Genomic DNA, 20,161 nt, shown 5'->3' with positions numbered 1-20,161 from the left:
GATCCGTGCCCGGCTGCCGTTGTCCGGCCCGTAGCACGGTGCTAGTATCGGAGCCTGGTCCCCTTGCCCGTATGATCGGGCGTCCGGCTTTCTTGCGCGAAACACCGGATCTGGAGGAAAGTGACCATGGATGCCTTGTCCGACCTGCTGCGCGCCGTGCAACTGAGCGGCGCGGTCTTCCTCAACGGCGAATTCAAGTCGCCGTGGTGCCTGGTGTCTGAAGCGGATGCTGAATTGCGCGCCGCCTTCCTGCCCGGCACCGATCGCGTCGTCTCCTACCACCTGATTACCGAAGGCGTCTGCTGGGCCCGTCTGGTCGGAAGCACGGGGCCGGGCGTGCGCGTCGAGAGCGGCGAACTGCTGGTGGTGCCGCAGGGCGAGCCGCACGTGCTGGGCAGCGACCTGCACCTGCAGCCGGTGCAGTCCGCGCCGCTGGTCGCGGACATGCTGCGCAACAGCCCGGGCGAAGTCATGCGCGTGTCGTACGGCGGCGGTGGCGAGACCACGCGCATGGTGTGCGGCTTCCTCGGATTCGACGACACCATGGGCAACCCGCTGCTGACCTCGCTGCCGCGCCTGTTCAAAGTGGGGCTCGACAACGGCATCGAATCGGCATGGCTTGCCACCGCGCTGGCCTTCGCCACCTCGGAAGCCGCCGAGCCGCGAGCGGGCACCGCCACGGTGCTGGCCAAGCTGTCGGAACTGCTGTTCGTGCAAGCGGTACGGCGCTGCATCGACACGCTACCGGACAACGAAAGCGGCTGGCTCGCCGCGCTGCGCGACCGCTACGTGGGGCGTGCGCTGTCGCGCATGCATGCGCGCCCGGCCTACCCGTGGACAGTGGACGAACTGGCCGGCAACGTCGGCCTGTCTCGCTCGGCGCTGGCGCAGCGCTTTACCGACCTGCTCGGACAGCCGCCGATGCAGTACCTGGCGCACTGGCGCCTGCGCACCGCAGCGGCGGAACTGCGCAGCGGCAACCGCTCGATCGGCGAGATCGCCGGCGCGGTCGGCTATGACTCCGAGGCGGCTTTCAGCCGCGCCTTCAAGCGCGAGTTCGGCCTGCCGCCGGCAAGCTGGCGCCGCAGCCGCACCGACGAAGAACGCGTGGCGGTCACGGCCGCGCACTAGATCCGCGCTCGGAAATTCCCGCGAACGAAAACGGCCCGTGCCTGGAGCACGGGCCGTTGTCCTCTGCGCCTGCGATCGGCAGGCGATTACATTTTCTGCTTGGTGCTTTCCGCCGCGCCTTGCACCTTCTCGCCGCCGCGTTCGATATCCTTGCCTGCACCGGCCATGGTGTTGCAGCCCGTAACCAGCATCACGCCAGCGAGGGCAAACAGTGCGAACAGCTTTCTCATGACGATCTCCTTGCTTCGTGTGGAAGCGGCATGCGCCGCCAGGATGGAATAGCTCGGGATGGCTTGACCGGGCAGCTTCATGCCCAACCGGCAATTGGATCGTAGCAACCGCCAACCGCGCGAAAAGTCGGCTTTCGTCCTACCCCGATGTCAGCCGACGGCGCGACATGTCCACGCGGTGTAGGACAGCGACCGATACCCGCGCGCCGCGGCTTCGCTTAGAAATGTAGGTCCACACCTGTCCACTTCCCGGGAGACCGCCATGACGTCACGCAGCATCCACGTGCTTCCTGCCGCAACCGACAATGACAATGCCGCCCGCGACGGCGAATGGGCCCTGACCATTGAAGGCATGGATGGCATGGATGGCATGGGCGCTGACGAGGAAGCCACGGCGCTGCATTTTCCGACCCAGGAAGCCGCCATCGCCGCGGGCTGGATGCGGGCGCGCCAGGAGGGCGTGTCGCTGTGCATCCATGGGCGCGACGGCCTGGTGCGCGAGCGCAAGATCTACTGCCGCGACCCCAGGGCCATCTCCCGCCTGGGGCATTGAATCCGGTACGGTGGGGCTGGAAACGCCCAGCCCGCTCCCGGCATTCGCTCCCGGCATTTCTCGCCATCGCCGGCAATAGTTCATTGCGCGGTCAACATTGAATTAGATCAACGGCGCAGAAATTGCAGCATGCAATTGACGGGTTCAGTGCCAATACTAAGACCAGGCACTTACAGAGACCCGTCATGTCCCGAATCCTCAGGTTCCGCCCGCTCGACATCTATCCCGACCCGCTCGAGGCCAGGATCGCCGAATTACACGAAATGGCTACCGATGTGCATGCCAGGCAGGCCCGCCGATGGCGCCGCCAGAACGCGGCCGCCGGGGTGGCCGGCGGCGCGGAACACCGGCTTCCATATGGCAATCCGCAAACCCGGCACTGAAGGCCTCCCCATGCTTTGAAAGCCTTCCCTGGACACGCCACAGAATGTGAACAAGTGTCATATCGGGTTGGCAAAGCTATGACCCTTGCGGAAGAATGGATTCCCGCATCCTTATGGCCCCAACGGGTCAGGCGGATGCCCAATCCTCTGACGCAGCGACATGGATCGAACCACCCGGGAATGCGTGCTGGCGCTGATGAACAGCCTGCGTGCCAAGGGGCCCATGCCCCGGCACCGGCTTGCCGCCGCCAGCCGCCTGAGTGCCGCGGAACTGACCCGCGCCCTGAAATCGGCCCGCCAGATGGGCGTCGTCGCTTATGCGGGGGAGCCGGACATGGCCGCGCAGGCCGACAGCTTGCTGGTACTGACCGGCAGGCCGCTGCCGCCGCCGCGCAAGGTCACGCCGGCCGCACGCGACAACTCGCCGCACTTCCAGCCGCTGCTTGACGCCTGGGGCATTGCCCGCCCGGGGCGCCGCCAGGCACCGTAAGAATTGCCTGCGCCCCATGCGCCGGCAGTGCGCTTCTTACAAAAGCAGGTAAAGCGGACACCTGCGGCCAAGCGTTGAACAATCGGCGCACACATGTCGCGGATGCATCGTCCACGCAGCGCGCCCGCCTCACCGTCATTCCCGTAGCGGTGTGCGCCGTTTTCCATCGCGGCAACGCTCCCCGGTCCCCCGGCCCACCCTCCGGTATGGAACTTGCGCGACGCTTGAGGCTTATCCCCCTGAGCGTTCGAAATGTCGCCACCGAATCCGCCTGGCACGGCCACGCAGCCACCGCCGGACACTTCGCATGCATTGCAGGAACCACCCCCGTTCAAGCTGGAACCGGGACGCAACTGCTGGTGCGTCGAACCTTGCCGGCGCTTTGCCATGCTCGTCGACGGGGATGCCTATTTCCGCGCGCTGCGCGAAGCGTTGCCGCGCGCCGAGCACACCATCTTCATCCTCGGCTGGGACATCGACAGCCGCATGGAACTCGTGCCCGAAGGCGCGCAGGACGGCCTGCCCGACGGGCTGCGCGACTTCCTCTGCGCGCTGGCCGACCGCCGTCCCGAACTGCGCATCTACATCCTGAGCTGGGACTACGCCATGGTGATGGCGATGGAGCGCGAATGGCTGCCGTCGGCCAGCGCGCACTGGCAGGCGCACCGGCACCTGTCGTTCCGCCTCGACGGCAACCATCCCCCGGGCGCGTCGCACCACCAGAAGGTAGTGGTGATCGACAGCAAGGTCGCCTTCGTCGGCGGGCTGGACCTGACGCTGCGCCGCTGGGACGACAACAGCCACGCGCCAGGCGCGCCGCTGCGCGTTGCCGAAGGCAAGCCCTATCCGCCCTTCCACGACGTCCATTGCGCGCTCGATGGCCAGGCCGCCGCCGCGCTCGCCATGCTGTGCGCGGCGCGCTGGCTGCGCGCGACGGGCCGCAGGCCGCGCCCGCCGGCGGCAACCTCCTCGGACCCCTGGCCGCCCAGCCTGGCGCCGGAACTGACCGATGTGCGCGTCGGCATCGCCCGCACCATGCCGGTGTGCGAGGACGAGCCAGGCGTGAGCGAGATCCGCATGCTGATGCGCGATGCCATCGCCTCGGCCCGGCACAGCATCTACATGGAGAACCAGTACTTCAGCTCTGGCGAGATCGCCAAGGCGCTGGCCGGACGGCTGGGGCGCGAGGACGGCCCGGATATCGTGCTGGTGTCGCGGCGCAACGAAAGCGGCTGGCTGGAGGCGCACAGCATGGGCGTGCTGCGCGCGCGCCTGTACCGGCGCCTGCGCGCGGCGGACAGCTGGGACCGCTTCCACCTGTACTGCCCGACGATCCCCGGGCTGCTGCCGGAATGCGTCAACATCCACAGCAAGGTCACGGTGATCGACGATGATTTCCTGACCATCGGCTCGTCCAACCTCAGCAACCGTTCGCTGGGACTGGACACCGAGTGCAATGTGGTGGTGACCTCGGGCGGCGACCCGCGCGTGCGCGAGGCCATCGCGGCGATGCGGGCGCGGCTGCTGGGCGAGCACCTGGACGTCACGCCCGAGGCATTCCAGGCCAAGGTGGCCGAAACGCGCAGCCTGCTGGCGGCCATCCGCGCGCTGCAGCAAAAAGATGGCCGCACGCTCGAGGACTATGCGCCGCCGCTGCCGGACGACCTCGATGCCGCGTCGCCGGCCGACCACCTGCTCGACCCGATCGAGCCCATCGACAGCGACCAGGTGCTGGCGGAGTTCGTCAGCCACGAAGCGCGCCCGCGCGTGATGGGCCGGGTCGGCGTGATGGTGGCGCTGGCGCTGGTGCTGGCGGGACTCGCCTTCGCCTGGCGCTATACGCCGCTGCGCGAATGGGCGGATTTCCGCGCGCTGCTGGCCGTGGTCGAGCGCCTGGACGATATGCCCATGGCGCCGCTGGCGATGATGGGGATATACGTCGCCGGTGCCGTGACCATGCTGCCGGTGACGCTGCTGATCCTCGTGACCGTGGTGGTGTTCGGGCCGCTCTACGGCGCCGCGCTGGCGCTGGGCGGCACCATGCTGAGCACCGGCGCGGGCTACCTGGCGGGCCGCCTGCTCGGCCGCAATACCGTGCGGCGCTTCGGCGGCCGGCGGCTGAACCGGGTCAGCCACCAGTTGGGCAGGCATGGCGTGCTGGCGATGGTGGTGCTGCGGCTGGTGCCGATCGCACCGTTCTCGCTGGTCAACCTGGTGGTCGGCGCCTCGCGCATCGGCCTGCGCGACTGCCTGGTGGGCACGGCGCTGGGGATGCTGCCGGGCATCGTGATCTCGGCCTTCCTGGTCGACCGCGTTGCCGCCGCGGCGCGCAACCCGGGGCTGGCGACTTTTGCCCTGCTGGCGCTGGTGCTGTTGCTGCCGGCATCGCTGCTGCTGGTGCTGCGGCGCCGGCGGCGGCGCAATGCCGAACGCAACAAGGCGGAACGGCACCGGCCAGTGAATCAGCAGGACAGCCAACCGGGCAACCAGCAGAACAGCCAGCAGGACGGCGATCAGGACAGCCAGCATGACGACCAGCATCGCGGGCCAGGCGGTCCCGGGCGCCGGATGGCGCGCGTCGCCCACGCCGCGGGTGAGCGCACCTGAGCGTCAGGAGCGGGCGCCGCGCTAGCGCTTGCGACGGTAAGTCGCCTTCATGATCTCGGTCCACTCGCCGTTCTCGCCCTGCATGAACGACGTCAGCGTCCGTTCGTTGTCATCCTTGAAGGCAATTACATCGCGGTACTGGACCGTGCGGCCATTGCCCGAGCAGTCCGGTCCCTCGGCACGCAGCGTCAGTTGCTGGCCGCCCGCATCGAGGTCGCCCTCGTAGACCCAAAGGTGGGTCATCATCGAGCCGATAAAGGTGCCGACGAAATGCTTGCGGGCCGGATCGTAGCCCAGCGTCATCACGGTAGTGGCGGGGCCGCAGCCCGGCATGTCGCCCTGCGCCGTGCCCTGCACCCAAAGCTCGCCGATACCGGTCACGCTCTCGGGGATCTGCCACTTCTGCGCAGGCTGGTCCGGTCCCATCACGGCCTCGCCTTCGGCCATCCATTCGCCCGCCAGCCGTTGCAGCCAGCGGTGTTCCTTCTGTGCTTCGGTCTTCATTCAGGGTCTCCTAGCGTTTGCGGCCACCATCCCCGGCACCGGCATTTGTGGATGCCGTACACATAGACTAGCAAAGGAAATGGACAGCATCCACATTTCTTTGCGGCACACCGCGAAAGGCGGCACTGCCTGGGCTGTCGGCCGGATTTACTGCGGCAGCCGCACCTTGGGCACCACAAACTGGTTGCCCGGCGCGCGCATGACGTCGCACTGGACCTTGGCCTTGCGCACCGCGCCGTCCTGCGCGAGGTACTCGACGTCGCCCACTACGCTGTACGCGTCTTCCGCGACCTTGCGGGTCTTGGCGCCGACCCACTTGAAGCTGCCGGGGTTGGGCAGCGCGGCCTTGACGGCCTTCATGCAGGCGATCGGGGCTTCGGGGGCCTCGTCGCGCCCGCGCGGCTTTGGCGCTTCATCCCCAGCCTGCGCGGCCTGCACGGTTGCCGCGCAGCCAAGCGACAGCAACAGCACGAGCGCGGCGGACAGGGAACGCTGGGAAAGCGACGAGCGCGGCGAAAGCATCTTGGAGACTCCTGGACCGGGGGGCAAAAACTGCACGGGCGCCACATTTTAACGCCGACACCCATGCCGGTCAGTCCGCCGGCGCGTTGTAAAAGTTCCCAGGTCGCCACTGGTGCCCGGCGTGCTACAGTGATCCGCGCACCCCGACCTGCCCGCAAGCATGAAAACGCTGTTGATCGTCTATCACACCATGACCGGCGGCACCCGCCAGATGGCCGAGGCCGCCGCCGCGGCCGCGCGCACGCAGGAAGGCGTCGCCGTGGTGCTCAAGCGTGCGGCCGAAGTCGGCCCGGACGATGTGCTGGCCGCCGACGGCTACCTGTTCGCCACGCCGGAAAACCTCGCCGCCATCGCGGGGATGATGAAGGACTTCTTCGACCGCTGTTATTACCCCGCGCTGGACCGCATCAACGGCCGCCCCTACGCCACCATGATCTGCGCCGGCAGCGATGGCCAGAACGCACTGCGCCAGGTCGAGCGCATTGCCACCGGCTGGCGCCTCAACCCCGTTGCGCCCGGCCTGATCGTCTGCACGCACGCGCAGACGCCGGAGCGCATCCTGGCCCCCAAGCAGATCGAAGCGGACGACCTGGCGCGCTGCGCGGCGCTGGGCGAGGGCCTGGCGGCAGGGGTGGCGCTGGGCGTGTTCTGACCGGCCTGGAGCCTTGGCCAGCGTGACTCCCGTCCGGGAACGGGATTTGCACCGCCATGTCATCCGCCCCCTGGGCGCACCTGCGCGCAGCGCCATGGAAGATCCCGAAGTCACTGCGGCCGAAGCCCGCCGCGATCCCCTGGACAGCACCGCCCGCGGCCCCATGCGCGTGGTCGAGGCGCTGACGCAGACCGCCCTGGTATTGATGGCCGCCACGCTCGCCTGGGTGCTGTGGCGGCGTACCGATGCCTTTGCCTGGTTCGGCTCGCTCGCCCCGGCGGCATGCGCGGCGCTGGCGCTGCTGGCGACGATCGTGGCACTGCTGGGCGTCTGGTTCGGCATACATGCCTGGCGGCGCGTGGGCTGAGGCAACTGCAGGCTGGCGCCACGTGTGGCTAAACCTTACAACGCGGCGGTAAGAATGCCCTCCGCTGCCCGTCCCCGGAGGCCATCGTGGCTGATACTCCCTCTAATTCCCCATCCCCGGCCCGCGCCGGCCTGCTTGCCGTGGTCACCGGTGCCTCGTCAGGCATCGGCTACGAACTGGCGCGCTGCTGCGTGCAGCACGGCTATGACCTCGTCATCGCCGCCGATGAGCCGCAAATCGAAGTGGCCGCCGCGCAACTGCGCGACGAGGGTGCCCAGGTGGAGGCGCTGGTGGCGGACCTCTCCACGCCGGCGGGCGTGGAGCAGCTGTGCGCGGCCGTCGATAACCGCCGGGTCGACGTGCTCTGCGCCAATGCCGGCCGCGGCCTCGGCCACGCGTTCCTGGACCAGGACTTTGCCGACATCCAGCGCGTGCTGGAAACCAATGTGACGGGCACGGTCCACCTGTTGCACCGCATGGGCCAGCGCATGCGCGAGCAGCGCAGCGGACGCATCCTGATCACGGGATCGATCGCCGGCTTCACGCCCGGCACTTACCAGGCGGTGTACAACGCCACCAAGGCGTTCCTGGATTCGTTTTCATACGCGCTGCGGCACGAATTGCAGGGCAGCGGCGTAACCGTGACCTGCCTGATGCCCGGCGCGACCGAGACCGAGTTCTTCGAGCGGGCCGACCTGCTCGACACCAGGATCGCCCAGCAGAAGAAGGCCGACCCGGCCGATGTGGCACGCAGCGGCTTCGATGCGATGATGCGCGGCGAAGGCGAGGTCATCACCGGGTGGCAGAACAAGCTGCGTGCGGCGATTGCCATGGTCACGCCGGCCGACGTGCTGGCCGAGCGGCATCGCCGCATGGCGCAGCCGCGCAGCGAGGCAGACGATCGCTTGCCGCCGGAGGAACCACTTAAAGGAGCAGCAGGAGGAGCGCGCCGCGACGCTTGAGCCAGACGGCAGAGGGGCCGCGCCAGCGGCGCGCCCCTTCTCATCGCCTATCGCAGATAACGTGGCAGATCAGATGCGCGTCGTGCCGCCGGTGCTGTCCCGGCCGGCACCCGGGCCGCCGCTGCCCGCCTCCATGCCGCCGCCATAGCTGCTGGCGCTCGACCCGGTCGCGCTGCCCGAACTGCTGACACCGCTGACATGGCCGCGCCCGCCTGCGGCGGACCCGGTGCGGCGCATATCCCCTGCAGCCTCCCTGACACCCTCTGAAATCCCCGAGACGCCGAACGGCCCGGCCGCGCCCATCCGGATCCCGTTATGGACCTCGCGCACGCCGAATACGTCGTCGGCGATGTCTTCGATGCAGTATTTCTGGTGGCGATCGCGGACATTCCCGCTCAACCGCACCACGCCGCCCTCCACGTCGACCTCGACGTCCTGCACGTCGACATGGCGCGCATGGGCCAGCCGTTCGCAGATTTCTTCGCGAATACGCTCGTCGCTGCGCTGGTAGCCCTTCGGGCCGACGCGGTCGCGCCCACGCAACGGCTGGCCAGATCTGCCTTCGCCCCGGTCATACTCGCTTCGGTGCGAGGCCATGCCGCCCTGGCGCCCGGTCATGGCCTGGCCGCCGCGGCGGCTTTCGCCCCACTCGTCGCGCACGTTTCCGCCCTGGTCCGGGCCGCTGGCGCGCCACGCTTCATCTTCGTCCCACGGCGCGCGCTGGCCGGAACGCTGCCAGTCTTCGCGGCCACCCTGGCGGCTGCCGTAATAGCCCTGCCCACGCACATCGTCGCCATGGCGCTGGCGGCCTTCGTAGCGCCCTTCGCCATAGTCGCGGGCCGGCCCGCCAGACTGCCCGTAGCGGCCTTCGCCATAGCCGCGCGGGTCGTCCGCGCCTTCGCGGTGCGGCGCCTCTTCGTCGCGCCACCAAGAGCTGCTGCCTTGATTCCGGAATGGATGCATGGTTCGTCTCCTGCCGATCGGAACTGCGGAATGGAAACTGCGGCGCCGGCATGCAGCGGCGCCGCACCGCTTGCCTGAGGGCGCAAGTTCCGTTCCACTGCGGCAGGCATGTCGCGCGGCCGCGCGCGGCTTGCAGTTCACGCCGGCGCAAGCCAACGCAAAGGCGGGCGCCCTGTAAAAAGCGCCCGCCTTTGTAAGGCATCCTTGCGATGCCGGAGAAACCCCGGATGTTCCTGCAAGGGACCCGGCCTGGATCCCGATGATGCATCGCCTCAGGCGGCGAGTGACTCCGCAAAGTCCAGCGCGGATCCGCTGCCGTCCTGGTCTTCCTGCATGATCAGCCCGACGCCACGCCGCTTTGCCGCGGCTTTGCCGATATTGACGGCGACGTCCCGATCCTCGCAATGAACCAGGCCCTTGCGTGCACTTTCGACCGTCAGTTCCCAGCCTTGGGGCGTCTGCCTGATGAGGAAGTTCGCAGCCATGGGTCGCTCCCGAGTCGTTTACGTGTTCTTGAAGGGTAGCGCATGGGTGCCACGGCAAAATCGGCGTCCGTCCTATAGCGTGTGGGCACTCCTCCTACACGCCCGGCATGAAAGCGCCTCTTGATTCATATCAGAGTCATAACTAAACGGAGGTCCATAAAATCCATCGCAATTCAGCGAAAACAAACCTGGGAGACGATGGATTTGCGCACTGCCACAACCCCGCCGTCCGCCGCCAGGAGCGTGCTGCATGACGTGGAGCAGACCCAGCTGGCCATCGAACTGATCGGGCTGGGCGCGCGCCTGCAGGTGCTGGAATCGGCGCTGTCGTTGCCGCGCGGGCGGCTGGTCCGGTTGTACAGGGAATTGCGCGGGACATCGCCGCCAAAGGGCATGCTGCCCTTTTCGACCGACTGGTTCGTGACGTGGCGGCCCAATGCGCATGCGTCGATGCTGCTCAATGCCTACCGCTTCATGCGCGACGCCGGCGGGCTGGCGGGTATCCGCGCGCTACTGTCGGGCTACCGCGTCTACCGGGAGCAGCTCTCCGTCACCGGGGAAACCGCGGAACTCAGCTTCACGCGCGCCTGGACGCTGGTGCGCTTCCACGAGAACGGCATGCTGCAGCTGGCACGCTGCCGGCGCTGCGCAGGCGACTACGTGGTCCAGGCGAATGGCCCGCGCCGGCACTACGTTTGCGGCATGTGCATGCCGCCCGCGCGGGCCGGCAAGGGCCGCAAGGCGGCCGCGAGCACGGTGGCCTGAGCGCGCCGGTGGCAGGCATTGTCTCCTGCCGCACTGTCAGCGCCGCCGCGCCCTCCCAAGATTGGCAAGCCAGCCAAACCGGCCAGCCGCGCGCATGCACGCGGTCTTCACGATTGCCTCGGGAGCCCCGCCGATGTTCAGGATCAACCTGCTGTCCCGCATACTCGGCGCCGCTGCGCCCTCCCAGGCCGCCAACGATGCCCACAACCTGGCGCCAGCGCCTGCCGTGCCGCCCGCGCCTGCCGTCACCGCGCCCGCGGCGCCGGCCAACCCGGACCTGCTGGCCACCAACCTCAAGACCCAGGGCGATGCCATGGTGCAGTATGGCGCGCGCCTGCTGGTGATACGGGAACTGCTCGCCGCCCTGGCCGCCGGGCTGCCGCCGGCAGCCCAGGCCGGGGTGGAACGGCGCTTCCGCGTGCGCGTCGACCAGTTGCTGGCGCTGACCGACGACCGGGGCCTGCCGGCGGAATTCCACGACACCCTGCTGGCTGAAATCAACTACTACCTGGGCGAACTGAAGCACTGAGGGCGCAGCGCTTCAGCGGTGCGACAACGCAGCCGCCAAGACTATGCCCCGCCACCGGTGCGTGGCGGACACTTTGTCGACGTTGTAACACCTCGGTACAAGCCAGCTTGGCGCAACGTGCTACAGTGCGCCCTTCGCACCGGGCCAGCGCAACTGTGCGCCTTTGTCCCCGTTCCGACATTTCCGGCGCGCACACCGTGCGCGCCAGGCGTTGCCCAATCGACGTGCCGGGCCGCCAGCCTTCGCTCTTGCCGACCGCGCGCGCCCCGCCCGCCCTCGTCCGCCACCTGCCGTGGCGCCCAATCATCGCTGTGCAGCCGCGCGCCGGAACGCCGCGCTGCCGCCATCGCTCCACAGGATCCTCATGACCCATCGGCTCCGGGCCGCACTTGTCGTCGCTGTCTTCAAATTCTTTGCCGCGCTGCCTTACGGCGTGACCGCGCGCCTGGGAGACGGCATCGGCAAGCTGCTGTACCAGATCCCCAGCCGCCGGCGCCGGATCGTGCTGACCAACCTGGCGCTGTGTTTCCCGGACATGGATGAAGCCGCCCGGCATCGGCTGGCACGGCGTCATTTCGGCCATGTCATGCGCAGCTACCTGGAGCGCGGCGTGCAATGGTTCGGCGATGCGCAGCAGCTGGACAAGCTGATCGAACTGGACAGCCGCATCGACCTGGCCACCTGCACCGGGCAACCGACCATCTTCCTGGGTTTCCACTTCGTCGGCATCGAAGCCGGCTGCATGTTCTATTCGATCCGCCACCCGGTCGCATCGCTGTACACCAGGATGTCGAGCCCGATGCTGGAAGAGATCGCGCGCGCGCAGCGCGGGCGCTTTGGCGCCGAGATGATTCCGCGCAGCGGCAGCGGCAAGCAGGTGGTGCGCACGCTGCGTGCCGGCTGCCCGGTGATGCTGGCGGCTGACATGGACTTCGGCCTGACCGATTCGGTGTTCGTACCGTTCTTTGGCGTGCCGGCCTGCACGCTGACGTCGGCCTCGCGGCTGGCCAGCATGACGGGCGCGCGCGTGGTCCCGTTCACTACCGAAGTGCTGCCCGACTACCGCGGCTATCGCCTGCGCGTGTTCGACCCGCTGGAGGGCTTTCCGTCCGGCTCCGTGGAGGAGGATTCGCGCCGCATGAATGCCTTCCTGGAAAAGCAGATCGCGACCATGCCCGAGCAGTACTACTGGGTCCACCGCCGTTTCAAGAACCGGCCCGCCGGCATGGCGCCGGTGTACTGAGCCGGCGCTAGCCGCCGCCGGCGCGCTGCCACGCGGACTGGATATCGTCCATCAGCCGCGCCAGCTTTGCCGCATAGCGGGCGTTGTCGCGCCTGCGCTCGCTGGCTGAATACGGGAAGCTGATGTTCAGGCCATAGAGCTGCTGGTCGGGGCCGCGGAACGCCGCGCCCACCGCCAGCAAATGCCCCTGCTGGTAGGCGGCGGTGCAAAAGCCGCGTTGCTGCGACTGCCCGATCGCCCGCAGCACGCGCGCCCGCATGGCCGGCCAGGCCTCGCCCTGCCGCGCCGCGATGCCTTCAAGCATGTCCTCGCGCACGCCGTCCGGCTGTGCCCCCAGCCATGCCAGCCCGATCGATGTCAGCTCCATCGGCACGCGCGTGCCCGGCACCACGCGCCGCGTGCGCGAAACGCTGTCCAGGCTATGCCGGATCGAGGCCAGGTACACCATGTCGAGCTTGTCGCCCACCGCCAGTCCCACGTTGACCTTGTCGGCCTCGGCCACCTTGCGCATCAGCGGCAGCGCGATTTCCGCGGCGCGGTTCGCATGGCGGAAGGCATCGGCCAGGCTCAGCACCACCGGCGCGAGCCGGTAGGCGCGTTCGTTGACGTCGTAGCGCAGGAAGCTGGCGTCCACCAGCGAGCGCGTCAGCCGGCTGACGGTCGGCCGCGGCAGGCCGGTGCGCGCCGCCAGTTCCGCATTGGTCAGGCTGGTGGTCCCGACGCGGAAAGCGCGCAGCAGCACCAGCCCCCGTTCCAGTGACTGGCTGCCGGCGGTATCGCGGGTAAAGCGGCCGGTCTGGTGGGTCACGCGGCGCGTCGACACCGCTTCGGGGGCTTCGGGTGCTGTCCGGGCCATCTCCGCATAATTTCAGTAAGCGAAATCCGAGTATAGCGGCGACGCGCCGCAGCGCGAATACTGTGGGCTCCGCCGGCTCTTGCACCGGCCCACAACACAGAGGAGCGCCCCGCATGTCATCCGCCGCCGATATCCAGCTCAGCCGCGACGGCCACGTCGCCCGCATCGTTCTGTCCCGTCCGCCGCACAATTTTGTCGATGCCGACGTGATGCACCGGCTCGCGGACACGCTGCTGGCACTGGACGACGACGCCAGTTGCCGCGCCATCGTGCTGGCCTCCGGCGTCAGCGCCTTCTGCGCGGGCGCCGACTTCAGCGGCGCCGGCCAGGGCGAGATCGCCAACGACCCGGCCGGCTTCTATGTACAAGCGATGAAGCTCTACCGCAACCGCAAGCCCATCGTCGCCGCGGTGGAAGGCGCCGCCGTCGGCGCCGGCCTGGGCCTGGCACTGGTGGCCGACTTCCGCGTAACCTGCGCCGAGGCACGCTTCAGCGCCAATTTCAACCGGCTGGGCTTCCATCCCGGCTTCGGCCTCAGCGTGACGCTGCCGCGGCTGGTCGGCGAGCAGCAGGCCGCGCTGCTGTTCTACACCGGCCGCCGCATCTCCGGCACCGACGCCGTCGCCATCGGCCTGGCCGACGAACTGGTGGCCAAGGCCGAAGTCAACGACCGCGCCATGGCGCTGGCGCAGGAAATCGCCGCCTCGGCGCCGCTGGCGGTGGAAACCACGCGCGCCACGCTGCGCGAGGGCCTGGCCGACCGCATCGCCGAGGTCAACCAGCGCGAACTGGCCGTCCAGCGCGGGCAGTTCCGCAGCGAGGATTTCCGCGAAGGCGTGGCCGCGATGGCCGAGCGCCGCACGCCGGTGTTCCACCGCCGCTAAGGAGCCAACCGTGCCTGGACAACACACCCCTGCCACGCCCGCCGGCCCGCTCGACGGCATCCGCGTGCTGGACCTGACCGCGGTCGTGCTCGGTCCGCTGGCCACGCAGGTGCTGGCCGACTTTGGCGCCGACGTGATCAAGATCGAAGGGCCGGAAGGCGACCTGATGCGCGCCAACGGCGTGTCGCAGCACGCCGGCATGAGTTCGATCTACCTGGCGCTGAACCGCAACAAGCGCTCGGTCGTGCTCGACCTGAAGACCCCCGAGGGCGCCGAAGCGCTGCGCGCGCTCATCGCCGGTGCCGACGTGCTGGTGCACAACATGCGCGTGGCGGCGATCGAGCGGCTGGGCTTTGGCTACGAGGCAGTCGCCCGCATCAACCCGCGCATCGTGTACTGCGTCGCAACCGGCTTCGGCCAGGACGGCCCGCACCGCGACAAGCCCGCCTTCGACGACATCATCCAGGCCGGCTGCGGACTCGTGGCGCTGGGCGCGGGCAATGGCGAGCGTCCGGAATACGTGCCCAGCCTGATCGCCGACAAGACCACCGGGCTGGCGCTGGCCAACGCGGTGCTGGCCGCGCTGCTGCACCGCGAGCGCCATGGCGTGGGCCAGTCGGTCGAAGTGCCGATGCTGGAGACCATGGCCGCCTTCGTGATGACCGAGCACCTGGGCGGCCTGACCTTCGAGCCCGCTCCCGCCGGCGCGGGCTATGCGCGGCTGCTGCAAGGCGGCCGCCGCCCCGCGCCGACGCGCGACGGCTGGATCTGCGCGCTGCCCTATACCGAACGCCACTGGCAAGCCTTCTTCCGTGCGGTCGGCCGCAACGATCTTGCCGACCGCTACGAAGTCGGCGACCGCGCGCAGCGCAATGCCAATATCCGCGCGCTGTACGGCCACCTGGCCGAACTGACGCCCGAGCGCAGCACCGACGAATGGATGGCGCTGTTCGAGTCGCTCGACATCCCCGCCACGCCGATCTACGGGCTCGATGCGCTGGTCGACCATCCGCACCTGCAAGCCGTGGGCCTGTTCCAGGCCACGCAGCACCCAACCGAAGGCGCGTTGCGCGAAGTGCGCCCGGCCGCGCGCTTCTCGGCCACGCCGCTGTCGTTGCGCCGGCATGCGCCGGCACTGGGCGAACACACCGCCGAGGTCTTGCAGGAAGCCGGCATCGCCCTACCCGCCGCGCATGCCGGCACACCCGCCGGCGCTCAGGAATAACAAGGAGACACGCATGAATTTCCAGCTCGACGAAGAACACCGCATGCTCAAGGACCTGGTCGCGCGCTTTGTGCGCGAGCAGCTAATCCCGCTGGAGCCGGCGGTGCTGGCCCGCGAGGCCGGGGGCGGGCAGCACGCTCTGCTGCCGGAAGAACAGGCGCGGCTCGATGGCCTGTCGCGCGAGCTGGGCCTGTGGGGACTGGACGCGCCCGCCGAGATGGGCGGCGCCGACCTGCCCGTGGTAGCGATGGTCGGCGTCAACGAGGAACTCGGCAAGACCATCACGCCCTATGACCTGCCGCCGGATTCGCCCAACCTGCGCATGCTGATGCTGACCGCGAACGACGCCCAGCGCGAGCGCTACCTGGACCCGTATGCGCGCGGCGAAACGGTATCGGCCATCGCCATTTCCGAGCCCGGCGCCGGCGGCGACCCGGCCATGATGACCACACGCGCCGAACGCGACGGCGACCACTGGGTGCTGAACGGCCGCAAGATCTGGATCAGCCGCGCGGCGCGCGCCGACTGGACCATCGTGATGGCCGTGACCGACAAGGCCTCGGGCGCGCGCGGCGGCATTTCGGCCTTCATCGTCGAGCGCGGCACGCCCGGCCTGCGCGTGGAGCGCCGCATCCCGATGATCGGCGGCCATTCCACCTATGAAGTCGTTCTGGAAGACTGCCGCGTCCCCGCCACGCAGCTGCTTGGCACCGAAGGCCAGGGCTTTGCGCCGATGCAGGCACGCCTGTCCACGCGCCGCGTGCAGATGGCCGCATGGTGCATCGGCCGGGCGCAGCGCGCCCTCGACATGATCTGCGAATACGCGCCGCAGCGGCAGACGTTCGGCGCGCCGCTGGCACAGCGCCAGGCGATCCAGTGGTGGGTGGCGGACGCCGCCACGCGCATCCACGCCTGCCGCCTGATGACCTACGAAGCCGCCAGCCGCATCGACGCCGGCGAAGAGGCGCGCACGCAGGTCTCGATGATCAAGGTCTTCGCCACCGAAATGGCGTGGGAAGTGATCGACCAGGCGATGCAGACCTTTGGCGCGATGGGCATGACCAAGGAGCTGCCGCTGCAGCAGATGGCCAACGAGACCCGGCTGATGCGGATCTACGAAGGGCCCAGCGAAGTGCACCGCTGGGTGATCGCGCGCGACCTGCTCGGCCTGCGCCGCTGATCTACTGACCACTTTGCACCGGCGGGAACACGCCGGGCTTTTTCGACCGAAAGGAGACACCATGCAACAGCCTTACCGTTCGCGCCGCCGCTTCCTGGGCCTCGTCGCCGCAGCGCTGGCAGGCATCGCACCGCTGCCGGCGTTTGCTGCCGACGATGCCTTTCCCTCGCGCGCGATGCGCTTTATCGTGCCGTTCCCGGCGGGCAGCGGCACCGACACCACCGCGCGCCTGTTCGCCAGGAAGATCGGCGAGCTGACCGGACAGGGCGTGGTGGTCGAGAACAAGCCCGGCGGCAACGGCTTTATCGGCGTGCAGACCGCGCTGAACGCGCCGGCGGACGGCTACACGGTGTTCATCGGCAGCAATTCCACGCTGTCGACCAATGCCGCCACGTTCCGCAAGCTGCCGTATGACCCGCTGACGGATTTCGCGCCGATCACGCTGCTGTCGCGCGGGCCGTGCGTGGTCATCGTGCCGGCCGGTTCCCCCTACCGCACGCTGGCGGAACTGCTGGAAGACGCGCGCAAGCGGCCCGGCGCGCTCAACTACGGCACGGGCTCGATCTCGTACACGCTGTACAGCGAATGGCTCAACGAGCTGGCCAGGATCAAGACCACGCCGGTGCCGTACAAGGGCGCTGGCGATGCGATCAACGGCGTGATGGCGGCCAACGTGGACTTTGCCGTGGTCGATGCCACCGGCGCGATCGAACTGGTGCGCGGCGGCAAGATCCGGGCGCTGGCCTATACCGCGCCGCAGCGCTCGCCGCTGTTGCCGGACGTGCCGTCGATCGTCGAGGCCGGCCTGCCCGATTTCCTGGCCTACAACTGGGTGGCCGCCGCGATTTCCGCCAAAACCCCGCCGGCGGTGGTGAAGCGCCTGCAGGACCTGTTCACGCAGGCCGGCAACGCGCCCGACGTGCGCGAGTACTACACGCGCCAGTCGACCAGGCTGATCCTGTCTTCGCCGGCGGAAATGCTGCAGTACCAGAAGGACGAGATCGTGCGCTGGAAGCGGCTGGCGGCGGTGGCCAAGATTCCGCTGCAATGACTTCAGGGCGCTCAGCGGCTGTGCTCGCGCAGCAGCGTCGTCAGGCGCTGCGCCAGCGGCGACAGATAGGCGCCGCCTCGCGTCAGCACGCCGATTTGCCGGCGCAGGTCCAGCTCTTCGACTTCCAGCGGCAGCGGGCTCAGGCCGTGCTGCATGGCGTCGCCGCCCTCGTTGGCGATGCTTAGCATCTGCGTGCCCTGCATCAGCGCGAACAGCGAGGGGCTGCCGAAATCGATCTCGACGCGCGGCTGCGGCGCCGGCAGGCCGCGCTGGCGGAAGGCGGCGTCGACCTGCTGCCGCAGCGTGATATGCCCCTCCGGCAGCAGCCATTCCTGGTCGGCCAGGTCCGCCAGCCGCAGCTTGCGCCGGCGCAACAACGCGTGGCCCTGGTCCGCTACCACTACCAGCCGGTCGTCGAACAGCGGCTCCACCGCAAAGTCCGTTGACGCCTGCACCGGCGCCACCGCGAGATCGAGCTCGCCCGCGGCCAGCAGGTCCAGCACGTCCCGCGCCAGCCGGCGCCGCAAGCGCAGCCGCGCGACCGGGCGCTCGCGCATCAGCTGCTGGCACGCGCCCAGGATCACGCCGCCCGGAATCGACGGCGAATAGCCCACCCGCAGCACGCCCTGCTCGCCGGTGCGGATGCCGAGCATTTCCTTGATGCCGTCCTCGTATTCCAGCCGGATGCGCTGCGCCCGCTCCAGGAAACGCGCGCCGGCGTAAGTGGCGGTCATGCCGTTGGCGGTCCGCTCGAACAGTGGCAGCCCGGCCTGCGCCTCCACCCGCTGCACCGCCTTGGTCAGGGCCGGCTGGCTGATCCCGAGGGCCTCCGCCGCCCTGCCGATGCCGCCGTGCGTGGCCACGGCGAGGATGTATTCCAGGTCCCGCGTCTCCATTGCCTCACATTCCTGATGGTTATGGCTTTATATCCAGCGCCGCATTGTGGTGATGGGCGTCATCTTACAGACTTAGGCGCAGAGCCGTAGCACAACACCATTCGCATCACGGAGACAGCATGAGTTTCGCGTACTTCCTGCGCCGCGCCGCGCGCTATTGGGGCGACCAGCCCGCCATCCTCTACCAGGACCAGGTGGTGACCTACCGCCAGCTGGAAGAGCGCTCCAGCCGCCTGGCCAACGCGCTGCTGGCGCTCGGGCTGCAGCGCGGCGACCGCGTCGCGGTGCAGGCGCGCAACCGGCCCGAGCTGGTGGAACTGGAGTGCGCGCTGTACAAAGCCGGCCTGGTCAAGGCGGCGCTGAATCCGCGCTTTACCGCCACGGAAGCCAGTGATGTGGTCGAAAACTGCACGCCGCGCGTGCTGATCGCCGGCCCCGGCTACACCGGCTACTCGCGCGCCACGCCGGGTTTTGGCAGCGTGGAGACGTTTATCGCCATCGGTGAAGCACCAGCAGGCTATGTCGGCTACGAATCACTGCTGGCCAACGCCGGCACCACGCCGCCGGACATCGCGCCCGCTGCCAGCGATCTCGCGGTGCTGCACTTCTCGTCCGGCTCCACCGGCAGAATCAAGGCGGCGATGCAGACCTACGGCAACCGCATGGCGGCGCTACGCAAGATGGTGGCCGGCATGGACCGCCCCGCTCGCCCCGGCGACCGGCTGGCGCTGATCGGCCCGGTCACGCACGCCTCCGGCATGCTGATGCAGCCCTACCTGTACCTGGGCGCGACGCTGGTGCTGTTCGACAAGTTCGAGCCCGCGCACTTCCTGGCAGAAGTGGCGCGGCTGCGCATCACGCACGTGTTCATGGTGCCGGCGATGATCAACATGCTGATGGCCGAGCCCTCGCTGGCGCAGGCCGACCTGTCCAGCCTGAAGACGCTGGCCTACGGCGCCGCGCCCATGGCGCCGGCGCGTATCCGCGAGGCGTGGGAGCGCATTGGCCCGGTCCTGTCGCAAGGCTATGGCGCCAGCGAATCGACCTCCGGCGTCACGCGCCTGTCGACCGCCGACCACGCCGACGCGATCGCGAACCACCCCGAGCGCCTGGCCTCGTGTGGCCGCGCGCTGGGCGAGACCGAAGTACGCGTGGTCGACGAACATGGCCGCGAGGTCGCGGCCGGCGAGATCGGCGAACTGGTGATCCGCGGCGAAGACGTGTTCCAGGGCTACTGGGGCGAGCCCGCGCTGACCGCCGAGACCATCGTCGATGGCTGGCTGCACACCGGCGACATGGCACGCGTGGACGACGCCGGCTACCTGTACCTGGTCGACCGCAAGAAGGACATGATCATCTCCGGCGGCTTCAATGTGTACCCGACCGAGGTCGAAGCCACGCTGTACCAGCACCCCGACGTGCTTGAAGCCTGCGTCATCAGCGTGCCCGACGACACCTGGGGCGAGAGCGTCAAGGCCGTGGTCACGCTGCGCCCGGGCCGCGAGGCCAGCGCGCAGCAGCTGATCGCGCACTGCCGCGAGCGCATCGCCGACTACAAATCGCCGCGTTCGGTCGACTTTGTCGCCGAACTGCCCAAGAACGCCAGCGGCAAGCTGGCCCGCAAGATCGTGCGCGAACGCTACTGGCAAGGCGTGGCGCGCCGCGTCAACTAAGGAGCCCGCC

23 protein-coding genes are annotated in these 20,161 nt (G+C 68.8%); 16 read left to right on the top strand and 7 right to left on the bottom strand.

Going from position 1 to position 20,161, the window contains the following annotated elements; all coding sequences use genetic code 11:
• Positions 1-126: 126 nt before the first annotated feature.
• The gene (locus E0W60_RS09920) at positions 127-1,131 is read left to right on the top strand and encodes an AraC family transcriptional regulator (protein WP_133095187.1); all 1,005 of its coding nucleotides are present in this window, start codon (positions 127-129) and stop codon (positions 1,129-1,131) included.
• Positions 1,132-1,217: 86 nt separating this feature from the next.
• On the opposite strand, the gene E0W60_RS09915 is transcribed toward E0W60_RS09920, so the two are convergent.
• Positions 1,218-1,361, bottom strand: coding sequence for an entericidin A/B family lipoprotein (locus E0W60_RS09915; protein ID WP_010809655.1), 144 nt, complete (start codon positions 1,359-1,361; stop codon positions 1,218-1,220).
• 262 nt (positions 1,362-1,623) lie between these two features.
• Between E0W60_RS09915 and E0W60_RS09910 the strand changes: the two genes are divergently transcribed.
• From E0W60_RS09910 to E0W60_RS09895, 4 genes are all read left to right on the top strand, one after another.
• Entirely contained in the window at positions 1,624-1,914 is a 291-nt protein-coding gene (locus E0W60_RS09910) for a DUF2188 domain-containing protein (RefSeq protein ID WP_135703812.1), read from the top strand.
• A gap of 185 nt (positions 1,915-2,099) precedes the next feature.
• The gene (locus E0W60_RS09905) at positions 2,100-2,297 is read left to right on the top strand and encodes a hypothetical protein (protein WP_133095189.1); all 198 of its coding nucleotides are present in this window, start codon (positions 2,100-2,102) and stop codon (positions 2,295-2,297) included.
• Positions 2,298-2,457: 160 nt separating this feature from the next.
• Complete coding sequence (locus tag E0W60_RS09900) at positions 2,458-2,787, top strand: hypothetical protein (RefSeq protein WP_371704286.1); 330 nt, start codon at positions 2,458-2,460, stop codon at positions 2,785-2,787.
• A 252-nt stretch (positions 2,788-3,039) separates the two neighbouring features.
• Complete coding sequence (locus tag E0W60_RS09895; RefSeq protein WP_135703811.1) at positions 3,040-5,394, top strand: VTT domain-containing protein; 2,355 nt, start codon at positions 3,040-3,042, stop codon at positions 5,392-5,394.
• A 21-nt stretch (positions 5,395-5,415) separates the two neighbouring features.
• On the opposite strand, the gene E0W60_RS09890 is transcribed toward E0W60_RS09895, so the two are convergent.
• Both E0W60_RS09890 and E0W60_RS09885 read right to left on the bottom strand, forming a co-directional pair.
• Positions 5,416-5,898 (bottom strand): DUF1579 domain-containing protein, encoded by a 483-nt coding sequence (locus E0W60_RS09890; protein WP_135703810.1) that lies wholly within the window; start codon positions 5,896-5,898, stop codon positions 5,416-5,418.
• Positions 5,899-6,045: 147 nt separating this feature from the next.
• Positions 6,046-6,420, bottom strand: a complete 375-nt coding sequence (locus E0W60_RS09885) for a DUF2880 domain-containing protein (RefSeq protein WP_135703809.1) — start codon at positions 6,418-6,420, stop codon at positions 6,046-6,048.
• A gap of 160 nt (positions 6,421-6,580) precedes the next feature.
• Here E0W60_RS09885 and E0W60_RS09880 point away from each other — a divergent pair, with 160 nt between their 5' ends.
• The 3 genes from E0W60_RS09880 (at position 6,581) to E0W60_RS09870 (ending at position 8,401) form a co-directional block, all read left to right on the top strand.
• Positions 6,581-7,072 (top strand): flavodoxin family protein, encoded by a 492-nt coding sequence (locus E0W60_RS09880; RefSeq protein ID WP_135703808.1) that lies wholly within the window; start codon positions 6,581-6,583, stop codon positions 7,070-7,072.
• 94 nt (positions 7,073-7,166) lie between these two features.
• Positions 7,167-7,439, top strand: coding sequence for a hypothetical protein (locus tag E0W60_RS09875; RefSeq protein ID WP_063240779.1), 273 nt, complete (start codon positions 7,167-7,169; stop codon positions 7,437-7,439).
• Between the two features lie 86 nt (positions 7,440-7,525).
• A complete protein-coding gene (locus E0W60_RS09870) occupies positions 7,526-8,401 on the top strand; it encodes an SDR family NAD(P)-dependent oxidoreductase (RefSeq protein ID WP_240745771.1) in 876 nt (291 codons plus the stop codon).
• Positions 8,402-8,470: 69 nt separating this feature from the next.
• Here E0W60_RS09870 and E0W60_RS09865 read toward each other — a convergent pair whose 3' ends face one another.
• Together E0W60_RS09865 and E0W60_RS09860 are read right to left on the bottom strand one after the other, a co-directional pair.
• Positions 8,471-9,364, bottom strand: coding sequence for a BON domain-containing protein (locus E0W60_RS09865; protein ID WP_135703807.1), 894 nt, complete (start codon positions 9,362-9,364; stop codon positions 8,471-8,473).
• Positions 9,365-9,636: 272 nt separating this feature from the next.
• A complete protein-coding gene (locus E0W60_RS09860) occupies positions 9,637-9,849 on the bottom strand; it encodes a hypothetical protein (RefSeq protein WP_135703806.1) in 213 nt (70 codons plus the stop codon).
• 198 nt (positions 9,850-10,047) lie between these two features.
• On the opposite strand from E0W60_RS09860, the gene flhC reads away from it, so the two are divergent.
• From flhC to E0W60_RS09845, 3 genes are all read left to right on the top strand, one after another.
• Complete coding sequence (gene flhC / locus E0W60_RS09855) at positions 10,048-10,614, top strand: flagellar transcriptional regulator FlhC (protein WP_133095196.1); 567 nt, start codon at positions 10,048-10,050, stop codon at positions 10,612-10,614.
• Positions 10,615-10,747: 133 nt separating this feature from the next.
• Positions 10,748-11,143, top strand: a complete 396-nt coding sequence (locus E0W60_RS09850) for a hypothetical protein (RefSeq protein WP_135703805.1) — start codon at positions 10,748-10,750, stop codon at positions 11,141-11,143.
• Positions 11,144-11,507: 364 nt separating this feature from the next.
• The gene (locus E0W60_RS09845) at positions 11,508-12,386 is read left to right on the top strand and encodes a lipid A biosynthesis lauroyl acyltransferase (RefSeq protein WP_133095198.1); all 879 of its coding nucleotides are present in this window, start codon (positions 11,508-11,510) and stop codon (positions 12,384-12,386) included.
• Between the two features lie 7 nt (positions 12,387-12,393).
• Here the strand turns inward: E0W60_RS09845 and E0W60_RS09840 are convergent, their stop codons facing one another.
• Positions 12,394-13,242, bottom strand: a complete 849-nt coding sequence (locus E0W60_RS09840) for an IclR family transcriptional regulator (protein WP_133095199.1) — start codon at positions 13,240-13,242, stop codon at positions 12,394-12,396.
• Positions 13,243-13,355: 113 nt separating this feature from the next.
• Here E0W60_RS09840 and E0W60_RS09835 point away from each other — a divergent pair, with 113 nt between their 5' ends.
• The 4 genes from E0W60_RS09835 to E0W60_RS09820 all read left to right on the top strand — a co-directional run bounded on the left by E0W60_RS09835 (position 13,356) and on the right by E0W60_RS09820 (position 17,582).
• The gene (locus E0W60_RS09835; protein WP_135703804.1) at positions 13,356-14,126 is read left to right on the top strand and encodes an enoyl-CoA hydratase/isomerase family protein; all 771 of its coding nucleotides are present in this window, start codon (positions 13,356-13,358) and stop codon (positions 14,124-14,126) included.
• A 10-nt stretch (positions 14,127-14,136) separates the two neighbouring features.
• Positions 14,137-15,351 carry a CaiB/BaiF CoA transferase family protein gene (locus tag E0W60_RS09830; protein ID WP_135703803.1) on the top strand — a complete coding sequence of 405 codons (1,215 nt, stop codon included), beginning with the start codon at positions 14,137-14,139 and terminating at the stop codon, positions 15,349-15,351.
• Positions 15,352-15,364: 13 nt separating this feature from the next.
• Complete coding sequence (locus tag E0W60_RS09825) at positions 15,365-16,531, top strand: acyl-CoA dehydrogenase family protein (RefSeq protein ID WP_135703802.1); 1,167 nt, start codon at positions 15,365-15,367, stop codon at positions 16,529-16,531.
• A gap of 61 nt (positions 16,532-16,592) precedes the next feature.
• Positions 16,593-17,582: a Bug family tripartite tricarboxylate transporter substrate binding protein gene (locus E0W60_RS09820; protein ID WP_135703801.1), complete on the top strand. Its 990-nt coding sequence runs from the start codon at positions 16,593-16,595 to the stop codon at positions 17,580-17,582.
• 11 nt (positions 17,583-17,593) lie between these two features.
• Here the strand turns inward: E0W60_RS09820 and E0W60_RS09815 are convergent, their stop codons facing one another.
• On the bottom strand, positions 17,594-18,478 hold the full coding sequence (locus E0W60_RS09815) for a LysR family transcriptional regulator (protein WP_135703800.1): 885 nt from the start codon (positions 18,476-18,478) through the stop codon (positions 17,594-17,596).
• A gap of 119 nt (positions 18,479-18,597) precedes the next feature.
• On the opposite strand from E0W60_RS09815, the gene E0W60_RS09810 reads away from it, so the two are divergent.
• Positions 18,598-20,151 (top strand): AMP-binding protein, encoded by a 1,554-nt coding sequence (locus tag E0W60_RS09810; protein ID WP_135703799.1) that lies wholly within the window; start codon positions 18,598-18,600, stop codon positions 20,149-20,151.
• Positions 20,152-20,161 lie beyond the last annotated feature (10 nt).

The sequence above is a fragment of the Cupriavidus oxalaticus genome (genome assembly GCF_004768545.1).
Taxonomy (GTDB): Bacteria; Pseudomonadota; Gammaproteobacteria; order Burkholderiales; family Burkholderiaceae; genus Cupriavidus; species Cupriavidus oxalaticus_A.
This window is presented reverse-complemented; position numbering and strand designations above follow the sequence as displayed.